Origin of the sequence: Nocardiopsis gilva YIM 90087 (assembly GCF_002263495.1) — a bacterium.
Classification (GTDB): domain Bacteria; phylum Actinomycetota; class Actinomycetes; order Streptosporangiales; family Streptosporangiaceae; genus Nocardiopsis_C; species Nocardiopsis_C gilva.
Genome location: NZ_CP022753.1, coordinates 2,169,521 through 2,193,781, shown reverse-complemented (window position 1 = coordinate 2,193,781; position 24,261 = coordinate 2,169,521). Strand labels below are relative to the sequence as shown.

Annotated in this window: 21 protein-coding genes, 3 tRNA genes and 1 pseudogene; 2 read left to right on the top strand and 23 right to left on the bottom strand. The window is 70.5% G+C overall.

The window, feature by feature from the left end:
• Nucleotides 1-63 precede the first annotated feature (63 nt).
• The 4 genes from CDO52_RS10100 to CDO52_RS10085 all read right to left on the bottom strand — a co-directional run bounded on the left by CDO52_RS10100 (nt 64) and on the right by CDO52_RS10085 (nt 2,968).
• Complete coding sequence (locus CDO52_RS10100; protein WP_094932339.1) at nt 64-855, bottom strand: DUF427 domain-containing protein; 792 nt, start codon at nt 853-855, stop codon at nt 64-66.
• Between the two features lie 117 nt (nt 856-972).
• The gene (locus CDO52_RS10095; RefSeq protein WP_152471845.1) at nt 973-2,307 is read right to left on the bottom strand and encodes a hypothetical protein; all 1,335 of its coding nucleotides are present in this window, start codon (nt 2,305-2,307) and stop codon (nt 973-975) included.
• Nucleotides 2,308-2,628: 321 nt separating this feature from the next.
• Nucleotides 2,629-2,701: transfer RNA gene (locus CDO52_RS10090), tRNA-Ala, on the bottom strand.
• Nucleotides 2,702-2,895: 194 nt separating this feature from the next.
• Nucleotides 2,896-2,968 (bottom strand) — tRNA-Ala (locus tag CDO52_RS10085).
• A gap of 159 nt (nt 2,969-3,127) precedes the next feature.
• On the opposite strand from CDO52_RS10085, the gene CDO52_RS10080 reads away from it, so the two are divergent.
• On the top strand, nt 3,128-3,421 hold the full coding sequence (locus tag CDO52_RS10080; RefSeq protein WP_026126454.1) for a GroES family chaperonin: 294 nt from the start codon (nt 3,128-3,130) through the stop codon (nt 3,419-3,421).
• Between the two features lie 156 nt (nt 3,422-3,577).
• Here the strand turns inward: CDO52_RS10080 and CDO52_RS10075 are convergent.
• From CDO52_RS10075 to nadD, 4 genes are all read right to left on the bottom strand, one after another.
• A tRNA-Ala gene (locus CDO52_RS10075) sits at nt 3,578-3,650 on the bottom strand.
• A gap of 130 nt (nt 3,651-3,780) precedes the next feature.
• A complete protein-coding gene (locus CDO52_RS10070; protein ID WP_017617692.1) occupies nt 3,781-4,407 on the bottom strand; it encodes a histidine phosphatase family protein in 627 nt (208 codons plus the stop codon).
• 106 nt (nt 4,408-4,513) lie between these two features.
• Nucleotides 4,514-4,906 (bottom strand): ribosome silencing factor, encoded by a 393-nt coding sequence (rsfS, locus tag CDO52_RS10065; RefSeq protein WP_017617691.1) that lies wholly within the window; start codon nt 4,904-4,906, stop codon nt 4,514-4,516.
• Nucleotides 4,907-4,933: 27 nt separating this feature from the next.
• Nucleotides 4,934-5,587 carry a nicotinate-nucleotide adenylyltransferase gene (gene nadD, locus CDO52_RS10060; RefSeq protein WP_083919760.1) on the bottom strand — a complete coding sequence of 218 codons (654 nt, stop codon included), beginning with the start codon at nt 5,585-5,587 and terminating at the stop codon, nt 4,934-4,936.
• Nucleotides 5,588-5,745: 158 nt separating this feature from the next.
• Between nadD and CDO52_RS10055 the strand changes: the two genes are divergently transcribed.
• The gene (locus CDO52_RS10055; RefSeq protein WP_017617689.1) at nt 5,746-6,804 is read left to right on the top strand and encodes a M48 family metallopeptidase; all 1,059 of its coding nucleotides are present in this window, start codon (nt 5,746-5,748) and stop codon (nt 6,802-6,804) included.
• A gap of 52 nt (nt 6,805-6,856) precedes the next feature.
• On the opposite strand, the gene CDO52_RS10050 is transcribed toward CDO52_RS10055, so the two are convergent.
• The 15 genes and pseudogenes from CDO52_RS10050 to CDO52_RS09980 all read right to left on the bottom strand — a co-directional run bounded on the left by CDO52_RS10050 (nt 6,857) and on the right by CDO52_RS09980 (nt 24,240).
• Complete coding sequence (locus CDO52_RS10050) at nt 6,857-7,111, bottom strand: hypothetical protein (protein ID WP_017617688.1); 255 nt, start codon at nt 7,109-7,111, stop codon at nt 6,857-6,859.
• Nucleotides 7,112-7,387, bottom strand: a complete 276-nt coding sequence (locus tag CDO52_RS10045; protein WP_017617687.1) for a DUF6247 family protein — start codon at nt 7,385-7,387, stop codon at nt 7,112-7,114. It lies immediately after the preceding gene.
• A 155-nt stretch (nt 7,388-7,542) separates the two neighbouring features.
• Nucleotides 7,543-8,799 (bottom strand): glutamate-5-semialdehyde dehydrogenase, encoded by a 1,257-nt coding sequence (locus CDO52_RS10040; RefSeq protein ID WP_017617686.1) that lies wholly within the window; start codon nt 8,797-8,799, stop codon nt 7,543-7,545.
• Nucleotides 8,800-9,026: 227 nt separating this feature from the next.
• Entirely contained in the window at nt 9,027-9,995 is a 969-nt protein-coding gene (locus CDO52_RS10035; protein WP_017617685.1) for a hypothetical protein, read from the bottom strand.
• A gap of 533 nt (nt 9,996-10,528) precedes the next feature.
• Nucleotides 10,529-10,762 (bottom strand): hypothetical protein, encoded by a 234-nt coding sequence (locus CDO52_RS10030; protein ID WP_017617683.1) that lies wholly within the window; start codon nt 10,760-10,762, stop codon nt 10,529-10,531.
• Between the two features lie 74 nt (nt 10,763-10,836).
• A complete protein-coding gene (gene proB / locus CDO52_RS10025; RefSeq protein ID WP_094932338.1) occupies nt 10,837-12,003 on the bottom strand; it encodes a glutamate 5-kinase in 1,167 nt (388 codons plus the stop codon).
• Between the two features lie 65 nt (nt 12,004-12,068).
• A pseudogene (gene obgE / locus CDO52_RS10020) lies at nt 12,069-13,432 on the bottom strand (GTPase ObgE).
• A gap of 130 nt (nt 13,433-13,562) precedes the next feature.
• Nucleotides 13,563-13,829, bottom strand: a complete 267-nt coding sequence (gene rpmA, locus CDO52_RS10015) for a 50S ribosomal protein L27 (RefSeq protein WP_017617679.1) — start codon at nt 13,827-13,829, stop codon at nt 13,563-13,565.
• 14 nt (nt 13,830-13,843) lie between these two features.
• A complete protein-coding gene (gene rplU / locus CDO52_RS10010; protein ID WP_017617678.1) occupies nt 13,844-14,155 on the bottom strand; it encodes a 50S ribosomal protein L21 in 312 nt (103 codons plus the stop codon).
• A 272-nt stretch (nt 14,156-14,427) separates the two neighbouring features.
• Nucleotides 14,428-16,857 (bottom strand): Rne/Rng family ribonuclease, encoded by a 2,430-nt coding sequence (locus CDO52_RS10005; protein ID WP_083919758.1) that lies wholly within the window; start codon nt 16,855-16,857, stop codon nt 14,428-14,430.
• Nucleotides 16,858-17,668: 811 nt separating this feature from the next.
• The gene (locus CDO52_RS10000) at nt 17,669-18,460 is read right to left on the bottom strand and encodes a TIGR03936 family radical SAM-associated protein (protein WP_017617676.1); all 792 of its coding nucleotides are present in this window, start codon (nt 18,458-18,460) and stop codon (nt 17,669-17,671) included.
• A 607-nt stretch (nt 18,461-19,067) separates the two neighbouring features.
• Nucleotides 19,068-21,002, bottom strand: a complete 1,935-nt coding sequence (locus CDO52_RS09995) for a TIGR03960 family B12-binding radical SAM protein (protein WP_094932337.1) — start codon at nt 21,000-21,002, stop codon at nt 19,068-19,070.
• Between the two features lie 125 nt (nt 21,003-21,127).
• On the bottom strand, nt 21,128-22,360 hold the full coding sequence (gene hemW / locus CDO52_RS09990; protein ID WP_017617674.1) for a radical SAM family heme chaperone HemW: 1,233 nt from the start codon (nt 22,358-22,360) through the stop codon (nt 21,128-21,130).
• 147 nt (nt 22,361-22,507) lie between these two features.
• On the bottom strand, nt 22,508-23,167 hold the full coding sequence (locus CDO52_RS09985) for an MOSC domain-containing protein (protein ID WP_017617673.1): 660 nt from the start codon (nt 23,165-23,167) through the stop codon (nt 22,508-22,510).
• A 26-nt stretch (nt 23,168-23,193) separates the two neighbouring features.
• Nucleotides 23,194-24,240, bottom strand: coding sequence for a LacI family DNA-binding transcriptional regulator (locus CDO52_RS09980; protein ID WP_017617672.1), 1,047 nt, complete (start codon nt 24,238-24,240; stop codon nt 23,194-23,196).
• Nucleotides 24,241-24,261 lie beyond the last annotated feature (21 nt).

Genomic DNA, 24,261 nt, shown 5'->3' with positions numbered 1-24,261 from the left:
GCTCCTGGGCCGCTCGGGGCCCGCCTCACCGGCCGCGGTCGGGCGGGGTCCCGCCGGCCCCGGTCACGCCCTTTCGAGGTCGATGGCCACCTCGTCGTGCAGGAAGCAGAAGTGGTCCCGCACGTCCTGGCCCTCCTTCAACGGGTGCGGGATGGTCCAGGCGGCGTCGGCGATCTCCCGGTCGCCGATGCGGATGTTCCAGTAGGAGGCCCCGCCCTTGTAGGGGCAGTAGGTCCGGGTCGTACTGGGCGTCAGCAGCTCGCGGCGCACGTCGTCCGGCGGCAGGTAGTAGCGGTTGGGCAGCCCGGTCTCCGAGAGCACCACGGGGTTGGCGGACAGCGCGACGACCTGGTCGCCGACCGAGACCCGGACGATCGTGGACGAGCGGCGGGTGTCGACGCGGTGGTAGGGGTCGAGCAGGTGGCCGTAGACCCGTTCGCCCTCGTCGTACCAGGCGTCGGCGGCGTCCCAGTACAGCGCGACGAGGCCGCGCAGCCAGTAGGCCTCGTCCTTGGGCTGCGGATAGGACCACACCGCATTGTCCACGACGCGTTCGCCGACCTTGACGTGGCGGTATGTGGCATCCCCCTTGTACGGGCAGTGCGTGGTGTGATCGCTGGGATGCAGCACCCCCTGCCGGATGTCCTCCTCCGGGACGTAGAGCACGGGCAGCAGGTTGGTCTCGTGCACCAGGTAGCCCCGGTCGGAGTCGAGCACCGTCCGCCCGCCGATCTCGGCCCGGACCCGCCGCGGGAACGGCTCCATGAACAGCGAGTGCCGCGGTGAGTCGACGGTGTAGTTCACGGTCTTGGGCGCGTCTGCGGCGAGCGGCCCGCCGCCGATGGTGAGTGACATCCCTGTCATCCTCTCATCGGACTAGAGATTCCCAGGGTGGTCATGCCCGCGGCGGGGCCCTCTCATCCGGCGCCGGACCGAGGCGGGCTCGCCGCGACGGCCGTGGTGGGGCGCGGCTTATATATCGTCGCCGTCGATCCCGGCCTTGCGACTCCGACCCAGGTAGATCGCCGCACTGCCGCCGCCGATCGCGACCAGGCCGCTGCCGATCAGGCTGACGAGCGCGCTGCCGGTGATGGGCAGGTAGCCGGGGTGGTTGCTGCGGCCCGGCTGACGCGGCGGAGTCGGGGCCGGGAGGACCGGCTGGGCGACCGTCGAGGTGGGGCGGGGCGACGACGGTGTCGGGCTCGGCCGTGTCGCCGACGGCGAGGACGGCGGAGTACGCGGTGAGGGGTCGGTCGCCGAGGGGGAGGCGGGCGGGGTGGGGCCGCTGGCGCCGTGCTCCGGTGGGGGTGCCGGCTGGGGGTTGGGCTCGGGTGTGGGGTCCCCCTTCAGGACGGGCGGTTCCGAGGCATCGCCGCTCTTGGGCGTGCCGCCGCTCGCGTCGCCGGTGGGACTCGCGTCAGGAGTGCCTGCGCTGGGGTCCGCGTCGCCGTCCCCGTCGCTCGGCTCCCTGTCACCGGTCGCGTCGCCGGTGGGGCCCTCGCTGTGCACACCGGCCTGCGCGAGCTCCAGCCGGTACTCGCTCGAAGCGGTCTCCTCGCCGTCCTCGTCCAGCCAGGCGACGGTCAACCGGATCGCGAGCCAGGCGTTGGCGGTGGTGGCGGTGGGCAGCTCGTCGACGAGTTCGGCCACGTGCTTCTCGGCGGTGACCTCCACCTGGATGCTGTCGCCGTCGTCGCGCTCCTCGGTGAAGTCCGTGCGGTAGGGGCCGTCGACGAGATCCACCGGCTCGCCCAGGATCTCCAGACCCTCGATCTCCATGGTCGCCCGCGCCCCGTCCTGGGCCGTCCAGTCGGCGAGCGTCCGGGCGGAATCCAGCGCCACCAGGTCCTCGTCCCGCAGGAGGTCGGGGACGTCCCGCTCGTCACCGTCATCCGCGTCCAGCGGTTCGGCGAAGGGCGCGCAGTCGGGGGTGAAGCGCAGGTTCGCGACTCCCGCCGCGGCGGTCAGCTCATCGTTCCGGCGGGTCACCGCGCTGTAGGCCTGGTCCGGTGGTTCGCGGAAGTGCGGCTCGGTGCCGACCCCGTCGGCGTCGCTCGTCCAGTCCGCGGTGGCGTCCCCGCCGGCACGGTCCGTGGTGACGTCGCCGATGACGCCTTGGCCGCACCATTCGAGAGCGGCGATGCGCGCCGCGGCGTAGTGCTGTCCCGCGCGGTCGGCGAGAGGGTCGGAGAGGGCCGATGCGGCCAGCGCCGGAAGCGCTCCGGCGAGCGTCAACGCGCCCGCGGCCGCGATCGCGCTTCCTGCTGCGATCAGCCGACGGTGCGGTGTGGGGGAACTCGCAGTCACGATGGTCCTTAGGAGGGCGCTGAACAGTCCCGGGTGCCCCGGAGAACCGTCATCGAACCTACATTCCCATGGGGCGTTCGATAACGGCAGTCGTGTCACCAACCCGATACGAGGAACATCCGGCGCGAGCGGACAGTCCTCGACCCCCACCTTGGGGTCTCGGCCGGATGCGGTCAATACGGCGTCGCAGGTGGCCGTAGGGATGCTCACAGGGCACGCGGAGGCGCTCGGTGAAGGTTCAGCCTGCGGCCGGAACCGGCCAGCCGCCCTCCGCGACGAGAAAAGGTCCCGCAGCCATCGGCTGCGGGACCTTCCGAAATGTGGAGCTATGGGGATTCGAACCCCAGACCTCTTCCATGCCATGGAAGCGCGCTACCAACTGCGCCATAGCCCCGTGGAGACGTTTGCGAGTATATCGGACCCGCGGCGGCGCGCGGACCGGTTGGTACGATCCCCGCCCTCCCGACTCCCGGCGACCGACCACCAGTTCCCGGCGCGCCGACGGAGCGCTGAGCCTCAGTGGACGGCCGGACGGTGTCCGGCAGAACGAGAGAACCGCTCCCGGTCATCCGGAAACGGTCCGCGGCGTGGAGCTATGGGGATTCGAACCCCAGACCTCTTCCATGCCATGGAAGCGCGCTACCAACTGCGCCATAGCCCCTGAATCGGCGCCGCCCGGCGGGCTCTCGCCCCGGCGACACCACGACTCTACCGGATCCGCGCGGGTGTTCGCGCCAGTGCGGGGCCCGGCGCGGCCCGCACGCCACATGTCGACACGGAATAGGCTTGAGGGGTGTCCGAATCGAAGCTTGAGATACAGATGCTGCACGACCGCCTGCTCGTGCGCGAGACGCCGGAAAAGGGAGAGCGGCGCAGCAGCGCTGGTCTGGTCATTCCGGAGACCGTGAAGATGGCGACCCGCCTGGTCTGGGGCGAGGTCTGCGGGGCGGGGACCGGAGCCAGGCACATCAAGACGGGCGACCGGGTGCTGTTCAACCCGGAGGACCAGCACGAGGTCGAACTCCAGGCAGAGCGCTACCTGGTGCTCCGGGAGCGCGACGTCCACGCGATCGCCAGCGAGCACCCCACGCAGGGCACCGGCCTCTACTTGTGACGGCCACTGCCGACCGCTGATCGCCACCCCGACGTCGTCGGCATCCTCCGTCACCGGATGCCGCGACGGCTCGGAGGTCGGCCACCTCGCCCCAGAAACGACGAGACGGCCCGGTAAACGAGTCTCACTCGTTCATCGGGCCGTTTCGGCTTCGTGTGGAGCTATGGGGATTCGAACCCCAGACCTCTTCCATGCCATGGAAGCGCGCTACCAACTGCGCCATAGCCCCTGGTGGGAGCCGCGGGAGCAGCCCCGTCGACTCCCTGAACAATAGCGGAATCCGGGGTTTTCGTCGAAACGAATTCCGGCCGACCGGGGGTGGAGCGTGTCACCCGCGCCCGGACATCCAGGTCACGGGGTCAGCGGTCGTCGCTGAGGATGCGCTCCTCGGGCAGACTCGCCGCATTGTGTTCCAGCAGCCGCCAACCCCCGATGCGCAGCGGCCCGAGGAGCGACCACGAGCAGTTGCCGAGCGGCCCCAGCGCCTGCCGCAGCTCCGGCGGCAGCCCCAGCATCCGGTTGATCCCGGCGCGCAGGGCCGCGCCGTGGCTGGCCACGACCAGCAGGCCGTTCTCCGGGACACTGGCCAGGCCGCGCACAATGGCCTCCTGCACGCGCTCCCCCACGGCCTGCAGGTCCTCCCCGTCGGGGATGGCCATCCGGGCGTTCTCCTCAGGCCACCGCTCGTGAATCTCCGCTGTGGTCAGGCCCTCCCATGAGCCCCCGTACCGCTCCCGCAGGCCCTTGTCGTGCTCGACCGTCAGCCCGGTCCGCGCCGCCAGGCAGTCCGCGGTGTCGGCAGCGCGGCGGAGGTCGGAGGCGATGATCGCGTCCGGCCGCAGCCGGGCCAGCAGCGCTGCCGCGCTGCGCGCCTGCGCCATCCCGGTGTCGTTCAACGGGATGTCGGTCTGCCCCTGGAAGCGCTTCTCGGTGTTCCAGGCGGTCTGGCCATGGCGCCAGCAGATGACACGGCGGGTCTCGGGCACGGGCTGCCTCTCAACAATCGAGCGCGAGCGGGCTAAGGGAGTGTCGTCGGGGATGGGGCCGCTCCGGGCCGCGGTACCCGGGCGGTCGGGCCGGGAGGGACCCGGCCTAGGTGTCGTCGCTGGTGCGGCTCTGCCCCTTGGCGGTCTCCGGGAGCTTGATCTCCGGGCAGTCCTTCCACAGCCGTTCGAGGCCGTAGTGCCCGCGCTCCTCCTCGTGCTGAACGTGCACCACGATCTCGGTGTAGTCCAGGAGGACCCAGCGGCCGTCGCGCTCCCCCTCTCGGCGGACCGGTTTGGCTCCGGCCTGGCGCAGCCGCTCCTCGACCTCGTCGATGACGGCGCGCACCTGGCGGTCGTTGGGGGCGGAGCACAGGAGGAACGCGTCGGTGATGACCAGCTGGTCACTGACGTCGTAGGCGATGATCTCCTGGGCGAGTTTGTCCGCCGCGGCCTCCGCGGCGATGTTCACGAGCTCGACGGCCCTGTCCGTGGCGGTCACGATGTAGCAGCTGCCTCCCCTGGGCCGTTACCCCGACATGTGGTCGTCGAGGTAGAGCCCGGTCTTGTTGATGTAGCGGACGATGCCGTCGGGCACCAGGTACCAGATCGGTTCGCCCTTGCGGACACGCTCCCGACACTCCGTCGAGGAGATGGCCAGGGCTGGAATCTCCACCAGGCTGACCTTTCCGTCGGGCAGTCCGGTATCGGTGAGCCGGTGCCCGGGACGGTTACAGCCTACGAAATGCGCGAGTTCGAAGAGTTCATCGACGTTGTGCCAGCTCAGGATAGCGCCCAGCGCGTCCGCCCCGGTGATGAAGAACAGCTCGACATCGGGGCCGTACATCCCGCGCATCTCGCGCAGGGTGTCGAGGGTGTAGGTGGGACCATCGCGGTCGATCTCGATGCGGCTCACCCGGAACTGCGGGTTCTCCGCGGTGGCGATGACCGTCATCAGGTAGCGGTGCTCGGCCGCGGCCACCTTCGACAGGTCCTTCTGGTACGGCTGCCCCGTGGGCACGAACACCACCTCGTCCAGATGGAAGAGGTGAGCGACCTCACTGGCCGCGACGAGGTGCCCGTGGTGGATCGGGTCGAACGTGCCGCCCATGATGCCCACGCGGCTGGGACGCGCGGATAGCCGCCGTGCCCCGCCCAGTGCGTTCGTTGCTGCGTTCGGCACCTTGACCGCTCCCGTTTCATCACCGATGCCGGTTTTCGTCAACCAACGCCGAGAGTAACCGACTCGCCCGGCTTTCTGTTCCCGGCCCTACCCGGGAGCGGCGCGTGAAATTCGCGTCATATCTCGACATCGGACAGCCCGCGGCATAGAGTGCCGACATGTCCACGAACTCTCCAGAACGCGCCCGCGTCCGCCTCGAAAACATCAGTTCCCGGGCCTACGAGCACCCCGCCGACCGAGGCGCGCTGGTCGCGCTGCGGTCGCTGCGGGGGTTCGACGAGGTCTTCAAACGGCTGTCCGGCCTCTTCAACGAGCGCGCCCTTCGGCTGATGTTCCTCTCCAGCTCGGTGCGGGTGAGCGAACAGCAGTTCCCGGACGTGCACAACTACGTCCGCGACGCCGCCTACATCCTCGACCTGGACGAGGTACCCGAGCTCTACATCCAGATGAACCCGAAGCCCAACGCCATGGCGATCGGCAGCCAGAAGCCGTTCATCGTCATGACCACCGGGCTGTTCGACCTGCTCGACGCCGAAGAGCAGCGGTTCGTCGTGGGCCACGAGGTCGGCCACGTCCTCTCCGGGCACGCCGTCTACCGCACCATGCTCCTCGCGCTGATACAGCTCGCCGCGCGGGTCGCCTGGATTCCGCTGGGCTACATCGGCCTGCGCGCGATCGTCGCGGCCCTGGAGGAGTGGTACCGCAAGTCCGAGCTGTCCTGTGACCGCGCCGGCCTCCTCGCCGGGCAGGACCCCGAAGCCGCCAAGCGCGCGCTTATGAAGATGGCCGGCGGGTCGCGCCTCGCGGAGATGAACCCCGACGCCTTCCTGGAGCAGGCCAAGGAGTACGAGCAGGGTGGCGACGCCCGCGACAGCCTGATCAAGCTGGTCAGCCTGATGGGCCAGACCCACCCGTTCGCGGTGATCCGGATGGCCGAGCTGGACCGCTGGATCAAGGACGGCTCCTACCGCCGCGTCATCGCCGGGGACTACCCGCGCCGCGACAGCGACAAGGACGCCTCCATCGGCGAGGAGGCCCGCAACGCCGCCAACTCCTACAAGGAGGCCTGGGAGCGGTCCAGCGACCCGCTGATGGGCACGCTGCGCGATGTCGCGGGCACCGCGGCCAGCGCGGGCGGCAAGATCTTCGACACCGTCGCCGACCGCTGGAAGAGCGCCGGCCGCCGGGACGGCGACTCATCGTCCACCGGCTCCTGACATACCTGCGGGTGGGCGCCGCAGGGGCAGCGCCCACCCCCATCGTCTGGCTCTAGTCGACCCATATGATCCGAAGAATCTCAACCAGCTCGAGATGATCCACGATCAGGTAAATCACCGAGCACTGTGATTCCTCACCGAGCGAGTGCACGCGAATATTCGCGTCCGGCCGCGCTCGGTTGTAGGGAGCCCCGCTCCACGGCTGCAGTTCGAGCAGATCCATGAGCGCGGCAAGAGGTGGCCGCAGATGTTCCGGGAGTTCCCTGAGCTGTTCTTTGGCTACGTCATCAAAGTCGACCTTGTACACCTACAGCCCCAGCTCCGCCTTAACCACGGACCATGGGGTGCCAGGAACCCGTTCACCACGGTTAATGCGGTCGGCAGTCTTCAACATCTGCCGGTGCCCTTCGGGATCCTGGGCGGTAGACATCGCGACCACCCACCAGCGGTCAAGGCACGCAAATACCGGGGTCAGGTCGAGCTGCTCCTTAGCGTCCTCCAAAACCTGACGGTACTCGCGGTCGAAGTCTCCCGCTTCCTCAGGCAGCAGGACCTCACGGATCGCCCGCGGTGTCTTCTCCACACGCACTGATCGGTCTGGCCGAGAACGGGAAGCCGACCCGACCTCGTCCGATCCTTGCGGTCGCGCAGCCATCAGTCACCTCACTTCCGCCGCCCAGCTTAGGCCGTCTTCCCTCACTCGTGCGGCGGAACCGCGAGGAGAGTCGGACTTTCCCGTTACCGAAGATGGCCGTCGCCCGTGACGACGTACTTGGTGGAGGTCATCTCGGGCAAGCCCATGGGGCCGCGCGCGTGCAGCTTCTGGGTGGAGATGCCGATCTCGGCGCCGAAGCCGAACTCGCCGCCGTCGGTGAAGCGGGTGGAGGCGTTCACCATGACCGCCGCCGAGTCGACCCGGGACACGAAGCGCCGCGCCGCCGCCTGCGAGTCGGTGACGATGGCCTCGGTGTGCGCGGTGGAGTAGCGGCGGATGTGGGCGACGGCGTCGTCCAGGGAGTCGACGACCTTCACCGCGAGGTCCGGGGAGAGGTACTCGGTGGACCAGTCCTCCTCGGTGGCCTCGACGGCCTCTGGGTCGTAGAAGCGGACCCTGTCGTCACCGTGCACGGTGACGCCCAGCTCGCGCAGGCGCCGCAGGACGTCCGGCAGGAAGGCGTCGGCGGCGTGCTTGTGCACCAGCAGCGTCTCGGCGGTGTTGCAGGTGGAGTAGCGCTGCGTCTTGGCGTTCACCGCGATGTCCAGCGCCTTGTCCAGGTCGGCGGCGGCGTCGACGTAGACGTGGCAGTTGCCCTCGCCGGTCTCGATGACCGGGACCGTGGACTCGCGCACCACGGCCTGGATCAGGGCACCGCCGCCGCGGGGGATCAGCACGTCGACCAGTCCGCGCGCCCGCATCAGCGCCCGTGCGGAGTCGCGGCCGGCGCCGGGGACGAGCTGCACCGCGTCGACCGGAACCCCGGTCTTGGCCAGCGCCTCGCGCAGCACCTCCACGATGCGCGTGTTGGACGAGTAGGCCGAGGACGAGCCGCGCAACAGGGCGGCGTTGCCGCTCTTCAGGCACAGGGCGGCGGCGTCCGCGGTGACGTTGGGGCGGCCCTCGTAGATGATGCCGATAACGCCCAGCGGGACCCGGATCTGGTGCAGTTCCAGACCGTTGGGGAGGATCTTGCCGCGCACGACCTCGCCGACCGGGTCGGGCAGCTCGACGATCTCCCGAACGGCGTCGGCGATCGCCTCGATGCGCTCGACGGACAGGGAGAGGCGGTCGATCATCGCCTCGCTCAGACCGTTCTCGCGGGCACGCGCGGTGTCCTCGGCGTTGGCCGCGACGATGGACTCGGCGTGGTCGACCAGGGCGTCGGCCATGGCGAGCAGCGCTTCGTCCTTCACCGCCCGGCTCAGCGGCGCAAGGTCGGCGGCGGCGTCCTTGGCCCGCTCGGCGACGGCGTGGACCTCGCGCTCGGTGTCACTCATGGTGGTGTTCCGCTTTCCAGGATCGTCGGGGGTCGTATGGGCCAGCTTATGGGGTGGGACCCGAGCGCGCCGCCCCTCTCCCCCGATGTGCTCCGGCACGGTGCCCACCACGACGTCGGGACCCCCGCTCCGGGCGGAGCGGGGGTCGAGGTGTGGCCGGTCGACGATCGCGTCCGCGCGCCGCGGTGGGACCCGTCGCCGAAAAGGGAACCAGGGAACGCCGTCGGCTAGAAGGCCTTCCCGGCGTTCTCGGCGTCGGCCTTGGCCTCGGTCCGGCGCTCCGAGGCCTTGCCCTCGATCTCGTCGGCGCGCTCGTCGGTGGCGGGCGCGCTTCTGGTGGTGAACTTCGGCATGTCGGCGAACTCGCCGGTGACCTCACCGCGGATGCGGTTGTTGGCACCCTTCTGGGCGACCGGGTCGTTGTTCTCGCCGACGAGGTCGCCGCGGATGATGTTGTCGTTGATCAGCACACCGCCGGTGTTGCCCTTGACCTCGACGTCGCCGCCCCAGTAGCTGACGCCGTGGCAGGTGCCGTCCTCGCCGGAGGCACCGATCTGCAGCGCGCCCGGGTTGCCGGTGTAGGAGGCGTTGCCGTACACCTCGCCGTGGCAGAACACGCTGCCCAGCCGGCTGCCGTCGACGTGGAGGTTGCCGTTGACCTCCGTGTCGTAAAGGTCGGTGTACTCGGTGCCCTTACTGGCGATGTTGCCGCCGACCGAGGCGCCGACCAGGTAGACGTCGCCGTGGGTCGCGTTGATGTTGCCGCCGACGCTGCTGTCGATGGTGTAGAGGAAGCTCTCGTTCTCGGTGCCCCGGCCCTCGAAGGTCCGGACGTTCTTGCCGGCCTTGCTTTCATCCAGGTAGGCGCCGTAGGCGCCGCGGGTGGTCACCGTGCCCTTGATGTCGGTGTCCTTGGTGTCGAGGAACGCGTTGTGCTGGACGGTGACGTTGGACTTCAGGGTCCCGTCGATGACGACCAGGTCGGCGCCCTTGCGCACCGTCACCTTGCCCTCGACCGTGGTTCCCTCCAGCGTGCAGGACTTGCCCGCGGGGACGACCAGCTCACCCGGTACGGTGACGGCTCCGCCGACCCCGACGCACGAGGTGACCAGGTCGGCGTGTGCGGGAGCCGCGAAGAAGGTGAGGCCGCCGAGGGCGAGCACCGTGGTCGAGGCGAGTGCACTCCAGGACTTCATTAATGTGTCCCTTTCCGCATGGAGACTGTGGGGGACGGCTCCCCGGAACGCCGTCGCGCCGGGGTGCGGGAAATCGGACACAACGCCCGTAACACCGTGGCGGAGGGGGGCAAGCCGTCCTCATCTTCTCCTCCACGGGTCCGGTGCGCCATTGAACCGACTCGAGCCGTTACGGAGTGAAGTTACCGACAGAGCCTCGCAGAAGGAACATCTGGAGCAGAGAATCTTCTTTTTCTCAGGCGATCCGACACGTCCCGTCCCTATCGCGTTCACCCGTCCGCCGGAATTTCGGGCACAGGCCCCAGAACCTTTTCGATATCCAGGACAGGCCGGAACTCGGGGGGTAGGGTATCGGCGCCAGTATGAGGAGAGATTGAAGGGCGGATGAACGATGTCCGCATGTCCGCAGGGCGGGGAACACGACTGGGTGCTGGGCACCGACCGCAAGTTCCACTGCTCCAAGTGCGGGGCGCAGAGCGCCCGACGCCTGTAGACCACCCAACCCCCGCCGAGCGGGCGCGGTGACGGGACGCCTAGGGCGCCGGGTGCATGGTCCCCTCGCGCACGACCTCGCCCTCGGAGATCGCCCGCCAGGAGACCGGGCCGCTGAGCTGGTCGGCAACGGACTGCGCCCAGCGCTCCAACGGGAGGAACATGTCCGGGCCGGGCGACAGGACGGTCCGTCCCCGGTACACCATCCCGCCCAGCGTCACGACTTCCCCGTTGTAGAGCAGCTCGGTGTCGTACTCATGAGTGGTGGGCCGCATGGCGCTACCCTAATCGCCCCCCCGCCCCGCGCGCATCAGGCGCGGACCACCGATCCGCGGAGTGTCGCCGACAGCTAGGCCTCCGGGCCGGGGATCACCACCAGGTCGTCCCGGTGCACGATCTCCCGCTCGTACTCCGGCCCCAGTTCACGGGCGAGCCACCGGGTCGAGCGCCCCATCAGGTCGGGGATCTCCACCGCGTCGTAGTTGACCAGGCCGCGCGCCACCAGGCGGCCGTCCTCGTCGCGCAGGTCGACCGGGTCGCCCGCGACGAACTCGCCGTCCACCTTCACCACGCCGGCCGGAAGCAGCGACGCGTTCTCCTCGGCCACCGCCCGCACCGCGCCGGGGTCGAGCACGACGCTGCCGCGTCCGGCGGTGGCGTGCGCGAGCCAGAGCTGCCGGGTCGAGGGGCGGCGCCGGCTGGAGGCGGTGAACAGCGTCCCCACCGTCTCCCCCGCCAGTGCGGCGCGGGCGTTGGCCGCCGACGTCAGCACGGTCGGCACGCCCGCCTCCGTGGCGATGCGCGCGGAGTCCACCTTGGTCACCATGCCGCCGGTGCCGACGCCACGCCGCCCGGCGCTGCCGATGTCGATGCCGTCCAGGTCGTGCGGGTCGGCGATCTCCACGATCCGCCGCGCGCCGGGCTCGGACGGATTACCGTCGTACAGGGCGTCGACGTCGGAGAGCAGCAGCAGCGCGTCGGCCCGCAGCAGGTGGGCGACCAGGGCGGCCAGCCGGTCGTTGTCGCCGAAGCGGATCTCGTGCGTGGCCACCGTGTCGTTCTCGTTGACGATGGGCACCACGCCGAGATCCAGGAGGCGGCGCAGGGTGCGCTGGGCGTTGCGGTGCTGGACCCGGCGCATCATGTCCTCGACCGTGAGGAGCACCTGGGCCGCGGTGAGGCCGTGCGCGGCGAAGGCACGCGTGTAGTGCGCCACCAGCAGGCCCTGGCCGACACTGGCCGCCGCCTGCTGCGTGGCGAGGTCGTGGGGCCGCTTGGCGAGCCCCAGCGGGGACATGCCCGCGGCGACCGCGCCGGAGGAGACCAGGATGACCTCGGTCCCGGCCTCCCGGCGTTCAGCGAACACATCGGCCAGCTCGCGGATGCGCTCGCGGTCGATGAGCCCCTTCGGCGTCGTCAGCGAGGACGACCCGATCTTGACGATGATCCGCCGCGCGTTCTTCAGCTGAGCGCGCTCGGCGGTGCCGTTCTCCCCGTTGGACGTTGCGTGCTGCACGTCGTTCTACTTCCCATCCGTGTCCGTGCGTCGAGATGGCTGGAAGCAGGGGTCCCCACGCGGCGTCAGCCCAGCCGGGAGTCGGTGCCGCGCGGGCCGATCGGGGTGGCTTCGGCGTCCACGGACGGGTCCCAGTCGAAGACCACGGAATCCTCCTCGGTCCCGATGTAGACCTCGGCGCCCTCGACGGCCCGGCCTTGGCGAGGGCCTCCTCGATACCGAGGCGGTTGAGGCGGTCGGCGAGGTAGCCCACGGCCTCGTCGTTGGAGAAGTCGGTCTGGCGCACCCAGCGCGCGGTCTTGTCGCCCCGCACCCGGAAGGTGTTGTCGCCGAGCGGAACCACCTCGAAGGGGGTCTCGCCGATCTCGCGGGGACGCAGCACGACGCGGGTGGGCTCGGGGGTGGGCGCGGCGGCCCGCGCCGCGGCGACCTGCTCGGCCATGGCGAAGGAGAGCTCGCGCAGCCCCTCACGGCTGGCGGCGGAGACGGTGACGACCTTGAGCCCGCGCTCTTCGAGCATGGGCGTGACGAACTCGGCGAGCTCGCGGCCGTCGGGCACGTCCACCTTGTTGAGCACGACGATGCGCGGCCGGTCGGTCAGGTCGATCTCGGTGCGCTCGCTGTAGGCCGTGAGCTCGGACTCGATGGCCTCCAGGTCACTGACGGGGTCGCGGCCCGGCTCGTAGGTGGCGCAGTCGAGTACGTGCACGAGCGTGGAGCACCGTTCGACGTGGCGCAGGAAGGCCAGGCCCAGGCCCTTGCCCTCGCTCGCGCCCGGGATCAGCCCGGGGACGTCGGCGACGACGTACTGGGTGGCGCCCGCCTCGACCACGCCGAGGTTGGGGATGAGCGTGGTGAAGGGGTAGTCGGCGATCTTCGGACGCGCCGCGGACAGCGCGGCGATCAGCGAGGACTTGCCCGCACTGGGGAACCCGACCAGGCCGACGTCGGCGATGGTCTTGATCTCCAGCTTGACGTCGGTCGCCTCGCCCTCCTCGCCCTTGAGCGCGAAACCGGGGGCCTTGCGCCGCGGCGAGGCCAACGCGGCGTTGCCGAGTCCGCCGGGGCCGCCCTGGGCGATGATGAGCCGGGTGCCGGCGCCGACGAGGTCGGCGACGACCTCACCGTCGGGGCCGGTGACCACCGTGCCGTCGGGCACACCGAGCACCAGGTCGTCTCCCTTGGCTCCGTTCCGGTGCCCGCCCTGGCCGGGCGTGCCGTTGCGGGCCTTGCGGTGCGGGCGGCGCTGGTATTCGAGCAGCGTGGCGACCTGCGGGTCGACTTCGAGGATGACGTCGCCGCCCCGGCCCCCGTTGCCGCCGTCGGGTCCGCCCAGGGGCTTGAACTTCTCCCGATGCACGGAGGCACAGCCATGCCCGCCGTCACCGGCCTTGAGATGCAAGACCGCTTCGTCGACGAAGTCCGGCATGTGAATTCTCCCCGTGGATTGGACGTGTTCAGTAGTGGAACGCGCGAAGGGCGGGCCAGATTTCCTGGCCCGCCCTTCGGGACATCCGTCGGCGTCCCAGCGTCGCGCGACGCGGCGCGTTCGGAGCGAGCTACTCCGCGGCGACCGGCGTCGGGACGATGTTCACGGCCTTGCGACCGCGCCGGTTGCCGAACTCCACCTTGCCCGCGACCAGCGCGAACAGGGTGTCGTCGCCACCGCGGCCGACGTTGTCGCCCGGGTGGAACTTGGTGCCGCGCTGGCGGATAAGGATCTCGCCGGCGTTGACGGACTGGCCGCCGAAGCGCTTGACACCAAGCCGCTTAGCATTGGAGTCGCGCCCGTTACGGCTGGACGATGCGCCCTTCTTGTGTGCCATGTCGAGCCCTCCCCCTACTTCGCAGCGATGCCGGTGACGCGAACCTGGGTGTAGGTCTGGCGGTGACCCAGGCGCTTCTTGTAACCGGTCTTGTTCTTGTACTTCATGATGTTGATCTTGGGGCCCTTGGCCTCGCCGACAACCTCGGCGGTGACCTTGTAGGAGCTCAGCTCAGCGGTGTTGCTGATGACCTTGCCGTCCTCGACGACAAGCAGCGGCTCCCACGTCACCGTCGAGCCGGCCTCACCGGAGACCTTGTCGATGTTCAAGACGTCATCGACAGACACCTTCTCCTGTCGGCCGCCCGCTCGCACGATCGCGTACACCGGGAAACTCTCTTCCTGCTCGTGGACAATCCTCGCCTAGGCGAGGAGCAAATGCGCTGCTGTTGACCGCAGCTCGTACCCATCGGGCACCCGCGGTGGGGGCGTGGGAATCGAGGTCTGGTCTCGGGCGCGCGAACGATTGGGGCGCGCCGACGCACCGACCCTTAGATTACCACCCGCCGATCGGCGGCCGACACGTTCGTGGGTGTGATCAGGCCGAACCGCACCCGACTCGACAAAGCGGGCGCGGTTCGGCCGGACCGTTATCCCGTTTATCCCGCCTCAGCGACCGGGGACTCGGTGCTGGTGGTGGCCTTGGTCCGCCGGGTACGGCGCCGGCGCGGGCGCTCGGTCTCGCCGCTCTCCCCGGCACCGTCGGCAGCCGCCGTGAGCGGGGCCGCCTCCACCGGCGCAGGCGCGGCGGTCTCCGCGTCCGCGGCCGTCTCCTCCTCCTTCTTCGCCTTGCGGGACGTTTTCTTGGCGGTGGTGGCCGCCTTCTTCTTCGGAGCCGCCTTGGCGGTCTTGGCCTTGGTGGTCCTGGCCGCCTTCTTCGGCTCCTCGGCCGGTGCCTCCGCCTGCTCGGCCTCCTCGGCCGGGGCGGACGCAGCGGCGGTCTCCTCGGCCGCGGACGTGTCCGCGGCCTTAGTCTTGGCCTTGGCCTTGGCCTTCTTCGCGGTGGTAGGGGCTGCGGGCGCCTCCTCCGCGGCCGGGGCCGCAGCGGCTTCGGGGGCCGTCTCCGGCTTCGGCTCCTCGGCGGCCTTCTCCCCCGATTCGGCCTTCTCGGCCGCGGCGCCGCCCTTCGCCTTCTTCTTCTTGCCGTTGCCGGTGGCACCGCCACCGGACTTGGCCTCGATCGGCTCCGAGGAGACCAGCAGGCCGCGCCCGTTGCAGTGCTCGCAGCTGGTGGAGAACGCCTCCAGTAGGCCCTGCCCGACGCGCTTACGCGTCATCTGCACCAAGCCCAGCGAGGTGACCTCGGCTACCTGGTGCTTGGTGCGGTCGCGGGACAGGCACTCCAGCATGCGGCGGAGCACCAGGTCGCGGTTGCTCTCCAGCACCATGTCGATGAAGTCGATAACGATGATGCCGCCGATGTCGCGCAGGCGCAGCTGGCGCACGATCTCCTCGGCCGCCTCGAGGTTGTTCTTGGTGACCGTCTCTTCGAGGTTGCCGCCCTGACCGGTGAACTTGCCGGTGTTGACGTCGACGACCGTCATCGCCTCGGTGCGGTCGATGATCAGCGAGCCGCCGCTGGGCAGCCACACCTTGCGCTCCAGCGCCTTGCCGATCTGCTCGTCCACCCGATAGGCCTCGAAGATGTCGCGGTCGCCGCCCCACTTCGAGACGCGCTCCGACAGGTGCGGGGCGACGTACTCGACGTACTCGTGGACGGTGTCCCAGGCTTCGTCGCCGGAGACGACCAGGCTGGCGAAGTCCTCGTTGAAGACGTCGCGCACCACCCGCACGGTGAGGTCGGGCTCGCTGTTCAGCAGCGAGGGCGCGGTCGCCGACTTCGACTTGCGCTTGATCGAGTCCCACTGCGCGGCCAGACGCGAGATGTCGCGCTCCAGCTCCTCCTCGCTGGCGCCCTCGGCGGCGGTGCGCACGATGACACCGGCGTTCTCCGGCATGACCTTCTTGAGGATCTGCTTGAGCCGCGCGCGCTCCTTGTCGGGCAGCTTGCGGCTGATGCCGGTCATGGAGCCGTCGGGCACGTAGACCAGGTAGCGGCCGGGCAGGCTGATCTGGCTGGTGAGCCGGGCGCCCTTGTGGCCCATCGGGTCCTTGGTGACCTGCACCAGCACCGACTGGCCGGACTTGAGCACCGACTCGATGCGCTTGGGCTGGCCCTCCAGGCCGGAGGCGTCCCAGTTGACTTCGCCGGCGTACAGGACGGCGTTGCGGCCCTTGCCGATGTCGACGAACGCGGCCTCCATGGACGGCAGGACGTTCTGCACCCGTCCCAGGTAGACGTTGCCCACATACGACCGGTGGGTGGCGCGGTCGACGTAGTGCTCGACGAGGACGTCGTCCTCCAGTACGCCGATCTGGGTGCGCTCACCGGTACGGCGGATCACCAGGTCCCGCTTGACCGACTCGCGGCGCGCCAGGAACTCCGACTCGGTGATCACCGGGGTCCGGCGGCGGCCCTGCTCGCGGCCCTCGCGGCGGCGCTGCTTCTTGGCCTCCAGACGCGTGGAGCCGCGGACGGCCTGGACCTCGTCCTCGATGGGCTTCTCGGCGCGGGGCTCACGCACACGCACGACGGTGTTGGGCGGATCGTCGCGGCCCGGCGCCTCCTCGGCGCCCTCACCGCTGGAACGCCGACGCCGACGGCGGCGGCGACGACTGCCCCCGGCGGCCGACTCGCCGCCCTCATCCTCCGGCTGCTGCTCGGCCTCGCCGTTTTCCCTGGCCTTCTCGGCGGCCTCGTCGCCCGACGCCTTGGCCGTGGCGGCGGACGGGGCGCGCTCCGCCTCGCTCTCCTCCTCGCCGGTGCGCGACTTCCCGCGCCCCCGGCCGCCGCGACGCCGACGGCGGCGGGACGTCCGCTCCTCGCCCGTCTCGGCGCTGCGGGCGTCCTCGGTCGGCTCGTCGGACGCGGCCTGCTCCGCCTCGGTGTCCTCGGCGCCCTCGTCGGTCGCGGCCGTCTCGGCGGCGGTGCCGGGGGCCGGTGCGACCGGCGGCTGGAACAGCACCATGGGCGGCTGGAAGGAGGCGCTGGACGCGGCCTCGTCGGTCGCGGCCGCCGCCTCGTCACGCGCGGAGGGCTCGGCGGTCGCCGTGGGCTCGGCGTCGGCCTCGCCAGCGGGCTCGTCCGCGCCGCGGGCGCGGGTCTTCCGGAGGCACGCGTCGCCGTCCCGGTGGTGGTCGTGCTCTTCGCCGAGCGGGTACGGCCGCGCTTGCGCGGGGCGCGCTCCTCGCTCGGGGCCGACTCGGCGGCCTCCGCGGCGTCCTCCGAGCCGGTGGGCTCGGCGGCGCTCGCTTCGGCGCCCGCGTCAGCGGTGTCGGTGGTGTCCTCGGCGTTCTCGACCGGCGTCACGACCTGCCGGGCGACCGCGGTCTTGGCCACGACCGGCGCGGCCTCGACGTCGCCCGGACCGGCCAGTCGCGTCAGCGGCGCGGCGCCCGGCGTGTACACGGGTTCGGGCTCCGGCGGCGGTCCGGCCTGGCGCGCGGCGCCACTGCGCTTGCGCGGCCCGCTGACCTTGATCTCCGCTTCCTGCGGCGGCGCGAACGTGGTTTGCGTGGTCGCGCCGTTGGAGGTGGCAGCGGTGGTGCCGGCCTCGTTTTCCGATGTTTCAGTTGTACCCGCGGTGCCGTCGGCACCGCTGTTGGGCTCGTTTTCGAGCATCCGGGTGGTCTCCCGTCAGAGTCCTCGGGTGCGGCGTCGGCCTATGAGCCGCCGCCGCTGCGCGCGAGAACTGTCGTCGCTATGTCGGCGCCGGTAGCGCTTTCGCCGCTACCGGGGCAAAGTCCTTGAATGAGGTCGCCCACGTTCCCCGGTGGAGGTCACACATCGGGTGCGCTCCGCGTGGGCGCCGACGGCCGCGGCTCCGTGTCCGCGCGTCCGTTCGCATCGGCCTGTGCCGTACCGCTCCCCGGTACGGCCCGTTCCTGCCCGGTGTCGCGGGCGGCCGCGTTCTCGGCGGCGAACGGGTCGGCGATCGCGTCGGACGCCTCGTCAAGAGGTCCCTGCGCCAGCCGGGTCATCACCGGTGATGACAGCGGCGCGAGGCCGGCCACCTGACGAAGGCCGGTCACTACATCGTCTGGTCGAACGGCGGGTGTGGTATGCCGAACAACCATACGAAGTATTGCATATGTCGCTTCTTGTCCCGTCATGGTGCGCTCGTCCGCTTCCAACCGGACGACCGCCGAACGGGTGTCGAAGCGGCGACGGCCCTTCTTGGTGAGCCGTTCCACTTCGACCGTCTCGGCCGCGAGGAACGCGGCCGCTGCCGCCGCGGCGTCGTCGGGGCCGACGCCGGGCAGCTCCACCTTCCACTCCGATGCTTCCAGGCGGTCCGCCAGACCACCCGCCGCCGCTTCCACGACCTCGGTCACATCCAGCCCGTCGGGCATGGCGTCATCGAGCCGGACACGCACCTGTCCGGGGTCGCAGGGCTCGGCCAGGGTGAGCTCGAAGTACTCCGCCTCACTGCCCACCCCTGTGGGGGCGGCGCCGGTGTAGGAGATCTTCGGGTGCGGCGTGAACCCCGCTGAGAACGCGACGGGGACCCCGGCCCGGCGAAGGGCCCGCTCCAGCGCGCGGGCGATGTCGCGATGGCTCGCGAATCGCATCCGTCCGCGCTTGGCGTAGCGAACGCGCAGCCGCCGACCGGCCTGTCCTGTGGAGGGCGAGGTGGTGCCCTCAGGTGCGGGGGGCAGCGCTACTCCTTTCCTCGATGCCTCCCGGGACGGGGTGCCAATTCCTCCCTGACACACCCACCTGGGAGATTCACGTCCTATTCAGCCTACGGTGCGTGCCGGGTACAGCGCGCCAGCGGCTCGGTGCGAGTGCCGATCGGGCGCTCGCTGTCGACGTATCGCGGGGCTTTCCGGGTCTCAGTCGCGGATCGCTCCTCCCTAGAGCTCTTCCCCTCGACGCGATACTTGAAAAGCGGACCTTCCGTTGCTTCCGACACAGTCGCACATCGGCACGCCGATCGCCCGCACCTTGGCTGACCTGGGCATGCGATCCGAAATCAGATTTCTTCGAAGATTTTTTGGATTCCATGCCAACCTCACGCGCCTCCCGTCCGTCCAACTGTGCGTATGGCCCGGCGCGAGCGGGGCGCCGGGCCATACCTCGCTCACGCCCCGGGCGCCAGGCCACCGCGTGGCCGGTTCCGGTCGTTCCACCGTCGTGGCTCCTGCACAGCGGCGGACCGTCACAGGCCCCACCGCGTCAGACCACGGACAGCGGCAGCAGCTTTCTCTTCTCCCCGGGACCGATCTGGATCTCGGTGCCCATGCTCGGGCAGACCCCGCAGTCGTAGCAGGGGTTCCACCGGCAGTCGTCCACTTCCAGCGACTCCTCGCCGTGCAGCGCGTCCTGCCAGTCCTGCCACAGCCAGTCGCGGTCGAGGCCCGCGTCGAGGTGGTCCCAGGGCAGCACCTCGTCCTCGCCCCGCTCGCGCGTGGTGTACCAGTCCAGGTCGATGTCCTCGGCGGCGAGGGCCTTGGCAGCCGCTTCGCACCAGCGCTCGTAGGAGAAGTGCTCGCTCCAGCCGTCGAAGCGCCCGCCGGCGCGCCACACCTCCTCGATGATGCGGCCGACGCGCCGGTCGCCGCGGGAGAGCAGGCCCTCGATGGTCGACGGGCTGCCCTCGTGGTAGCGCAGTCCGATCGCCTTTCCGTACCGGCGGTCGGCGCGCAGCGTGTCCTTGAGCTTGTACAGGCGCGCGTCGACGACCTCGGCGGGGGTCTGCCCGGCCCACTGGAACGGGGTCTGCGGCTTGGGCACGAATCCGCCGATGGAGATGGTGCAGCGGATGTCCTTGCGGCCGGTGACCTCGCGCCCGGTCTTGATGACCTCGGCGGCCAGCCTGGCGATGGCCAGGACGTCCTCGTCCTCCTCCGTGGGCAGCCCGCACATGAAGTACAGCTTGACCTGGCGCCACCCGGCCGCGTAGGCGGCGGTCACCGTGCGGATGAGGTCGGCCTCGGTGACCATCTTGTTGATCACCCGGCGCATCCGCTCGCTGCCGCCCTCGGGGGCGAACGTCAGGCCCGAGCGGCGCCCGTTCCGGGTGAGCTCGTTGGCCAGGTCGATGTTGAAGGCGTCGACGCGGGTCGAGGGCAGCGACAGACCGGTGTGGGTGCCCTCGTAGCGGTCGGCCAGCTCCTTGGCGATACCGTCGATCTCGCTGTGGTCGGCGCTGGACAGCGAGAGCAGGCCCACCTCCTGGAAGCCGGAGGACTTCACGCCCTGCTCGACCATCGTCTTGACGGTCTCCTTGCCGCGCTCGCGAACCGGGCGGGTGATCATTCCGGCCTGGCAGAAGCGGCAGCCGCGGGTGCAGCCGCGGAAGATCTCGACGCTGTAGCGCTCGTGCACGGACTCGGCGATGGGCACGACCGGGTTCTTCGGGTAGGGCCAGTCGTCGAGGTTCATCACGGTGTGCTTCTGCACGGTCCAGGGCACGCCGGGGCGGTTGGGCGCGTAGCGCTCGATCCGGCCGTCGTCGTGGTAGGTGACGTCGTAGAAGCGCGGCACGTACACGCCGCCCGTGCTGGCCAGGCGCAGCAGCAGGCCGTCGCGTCCGCCGGGGCGCCCCTCGTGCTTCCACTCCCGGATGATCTCGGTGATGGCCAGCGCGATCTCTTCGCCGTCGCCGAGGACGACGGCGTCGAGGAAGTCGGCGATGGGCTCGGGGTTGAACGCGGAGTGCCCTCCGGCCAGCACGACGGGGTGGTCGTCGGTGCGGTCGGCGGAGTACAGCGGGATGCCCGCGAGGTCCAGCGCGGTGAGCAGGTTGGTGTAGCCCATCTCACTGGCGAAGCTGACGCCGAGGATGTCGAACGCGCCGACGGGGCGGTGCGCGTCGACGGTGAACTGGGGAAGCCCGTGCTCGCGCATGAGCGCTTCCATGTCGGGCCAGACGGCGTAGGTGCGCTCGGCGAGCACGCCCTCGCGTTCGTTGAGGACCTCGTACAGGATCTGGATGCCCTGGTTGGGGACGCCTACCTCGTAGGCGTCGGGGTACATCAGCGCCCAGCGGACGTCGGCGGCGTCCCAGTCGGCGACGACGGAGTTGAGTTCCCCGCCGACGTACTGGATCGGCTTCTGCACCTGCGGCAGCAGGGTCTCCAGTCGCGGGAAGACGCTTTCGATGGGCATGGTCGCATCCCTCGTCAGATCCTGCGGTGAAATGGTGTGCTCGAAGAGTCTTCTCAGCTTAGCCACCGCCCCGGAGGCCGAGGCACGTTCGGCGCGGGCCGATGCCGGCGGCGGGGTCGGCGGGGTCAGGTGAGGTCGCGGACCACGGCGTCGGCGAGCAGCCGCCCGCGGCGGGTCAGCACGGCGCGGCCGTCGGCGTGGGCCGCCGCCTCCAGCAGACCGTCGGCGACCGCGCGGGCCGCGGCGGCGCGTCCCGCGTCGTCCAGCAGGTCCAGCGGACACCCCTCGGCGATGCGCAGTTCCAGCAGGATGCGTTCGAAGCGGCGGTCCTCCGCGTCGAGCACCTCCCGGGCCTGTCCGGGGCTCACGCCCTCGGCCAGGCGGGCGGCGTAGGCGGCGGGGTGCTTGACGTTCCACCACCGGGTACCGCCGATGTGACTGTGCGCGCCGGGGCCCACACCCCACCAGTCGCCGCCGGTCCAGTACAGGCGGTTGTGGCGGCTGCGGGCGGCCGTGCCGCGCGCCCAGTTCGACACCTCATAGGCGTGCAGTCCGGCGGCGGTGAGGGCGTCGTCGGCCATCACGTAGCGGTCGGCCATGGTGTCCTCGTCAGGCGGGCTCAGCTCACCGCGCCGGACGCGGGCGGCGAGCCGCGTGCCCTCCTCGACGATCAGGGAGTAGGCGGAGACGTGGTCGGGTCCGGCCCCGATGGCGGCCTGGAGGGAGTCCTTCCAGTCGGCGTCGGTCTCGCCGGGCGTGCCGTAGATGAGGTCCAGGTTGACGTGCTCGAATCCGGCGGCGCGCGCCCAGGCCACGCACTGCTCGGGGCGGCCGGGGGTGTGGCCGCGTTCGAGCACCCGCAGCACGTGCGGGCGGGAGCTCTGCATGCCGAAGGAGACCCGGGTGAAGCCGGCCGCGCGCAGCCGGGCGAGGTAGTCGGGGTCGACGGTTTCGGGGTTGGCCTCGGTGGTGACCTCGGAGTCGGGCTCCAGGCCGAAGTGGGCGTCGATGGCGGCCAGGATGCGCCCCAGGTCCTTGGGCGGCAGCAGGGTCGGGGTGCCGCCGCCGACGAACACCGTGCTCACGGGGATGTCGGCGGCGCCCAGGACGCGGCGGGCGAAGCGGATCTCGGCGATCGCCTGCTCGGCGTAGGTTTCGCGGGAGGCGGTGGCGCCGCCGTCGCGGGAGCGCAGCTCGTCGGCGGTGTAGGTGTTGAAGTCGCAGTAGCCGCAGCGGGTGACGCAGAACGGCACGTGGACGTAGAACCCGAACATACGCTGCCCGACGGCGGCGGTGGCCTGGGCGGGCAGGGCGCCGTCTGCGGGGACGGGGTCGCCGTCGAGCGGAACGGAAGGCATGTTTCCAGTGTCGGTGATGGCGGGGAGTCGACGGTCCCCCGTTGATCTCGGGGATATCGACCGAATTCTCGCCGATATTCGGTCGATATCCCCGAGATCAACGGAAGGGCGCGGCGGAGACCGGCATCGGGCGTAGCAGCTCAGGAGTCAGGCGCGGTTGAGCCGCTTGGCGAGCTTGGCCGCCTCCTGGTGCCACTTGTCGGCGCAGTCGGGCAGTTCGAGGACACGGTTGAGCAGGTCGAGGTCGCGGTCCTCGCGGGCCTGGGCGGCCCGGTAGACGGTGATGTCGTGGTCGGGGCGCTCCACGGTGATGGTGTCGCCCGCGGTGAGCTCGCCTTCCTCCACGACGCGCAGGTAGATCCCGGCGCGCCCCTCGGCGGCGAACCGCTTGACCCACTGGGGCTCGTCCATCCAGGCCTGGAAGGTGCGGCAGGGGATGCGGGGCAGGGTCGCCTCCAGCAGCACGGTGCCGATCCGCCAGCGCTCGCCGATGAGGACCTGGGAGGGGTCGATGCCGGTGGTGGTGAGGTTCTCGCCGAACCGGCCGTCGCGCAGGGGGAGGTCGAGGAGGGCCGCCCAGTGGTCCAGGTCCTCCCGCGCGTAGGCGTAGACCGCCTGGTCGCGGCCGCCGTGGCGGGCGGTGTCGGCCTGCTCGTCCCCGGTGATCCCCAGGGTCCGCACGGTGACCGTCCCGTCGACGGGGCGCTTGTCGATGGCGGTGCGCGCCGCCTTGCCCGCCCATTCGCGCTCGACGGCGCGACCGGAGTTGACGGAACGGACGAGGGCGGGGCTGGCGTCGAAAAGCATAGGAGAACGTTAGGACACGCGTCCCGTCACCGCACGTGCAGGGTGCCCGTCCTTCCCGGGGCGTCGGCGGGGGCCGCGCCGGTGGAGCCGCGCACCACGAGCTCGGGGTCGAAGAGGTACTCCGAATGCGACACCGTGGAGGCGTGTCCGGCGATCTCGTCGCACAGGGTGCGCACCGCCGCCAGAGCCATCGACGGCACGGGTTGGCGGACGGTCGTCAACGGCGGGTCGGTGAAGGCGATGAGCTGGGAGTCGTCGTAGCCCACGATGGAGACGTCGTGGGGCACCGACAGCCCGCGCTGTCGGGCGGCGCGGATGGCGCCGAGCGCCATGAGGTCGGAACCGCAGACCATGGCGGTGACACCGCGCTCCAGCAACCGGACGGCGGCGGCGTGGCCGCCTTCGAGGCTGAAGAGCGACAGCTCCACGAGGTCGTCGGTGGGCAGGCCGTTGCGGGCCATGGCCTCCCGGTAGCCTTCGAGTTTGCGCTGCACGGGGACGAAGCGCTTGGGTCCGCTGGTGAAGCCGATGCGGGTGTGGCCGAGCGCGGCGAGGTGGTCGACAGCGAGGCGGCCGGCCTCCCGGTCGTCGCAGGAGACGAACGCGGCGGGCACGTTCTCCGCGTAGCCGTTCACCAGCACGATCGGCATCCTGCGGGCGGCGAGGCGACGGTAGCGGTCGTGGTCGGCGGTGGTGTCGGCGTGCAGGCCGGAGACGAAGAGGATGCCGGAGACGTTGCGCTCCAGCAGCAGCTCGACGTATTCGTCCTCGGCGATCCCACCGGGCGTCCGCGTACACAGAACGGGCGTGTAGCCGTGCTGGGCGAGCGCGCCCTCGGCCGCCTGGGCGAACATCGGGAAGACGGGGTTCTCCAGCTCCGGGACGACCATGCCGACCAGCCCGGCGGAGCGCTGCCGGAGCCGGGCGGGCCGTTCGTAGCCGAGCACGTCGAGCGCTGTCAGCACGGCCTTGCGCGTGTCCGCCCCGACGCCGGGCTTGTCGTTGAGAACCCGGGAGACGGTCGCCTCACTGACGCCCGCATGCCGTGCGATGTCGGCCAATCGTGGACCCATGGCAGCACTCTAATGGAAGTC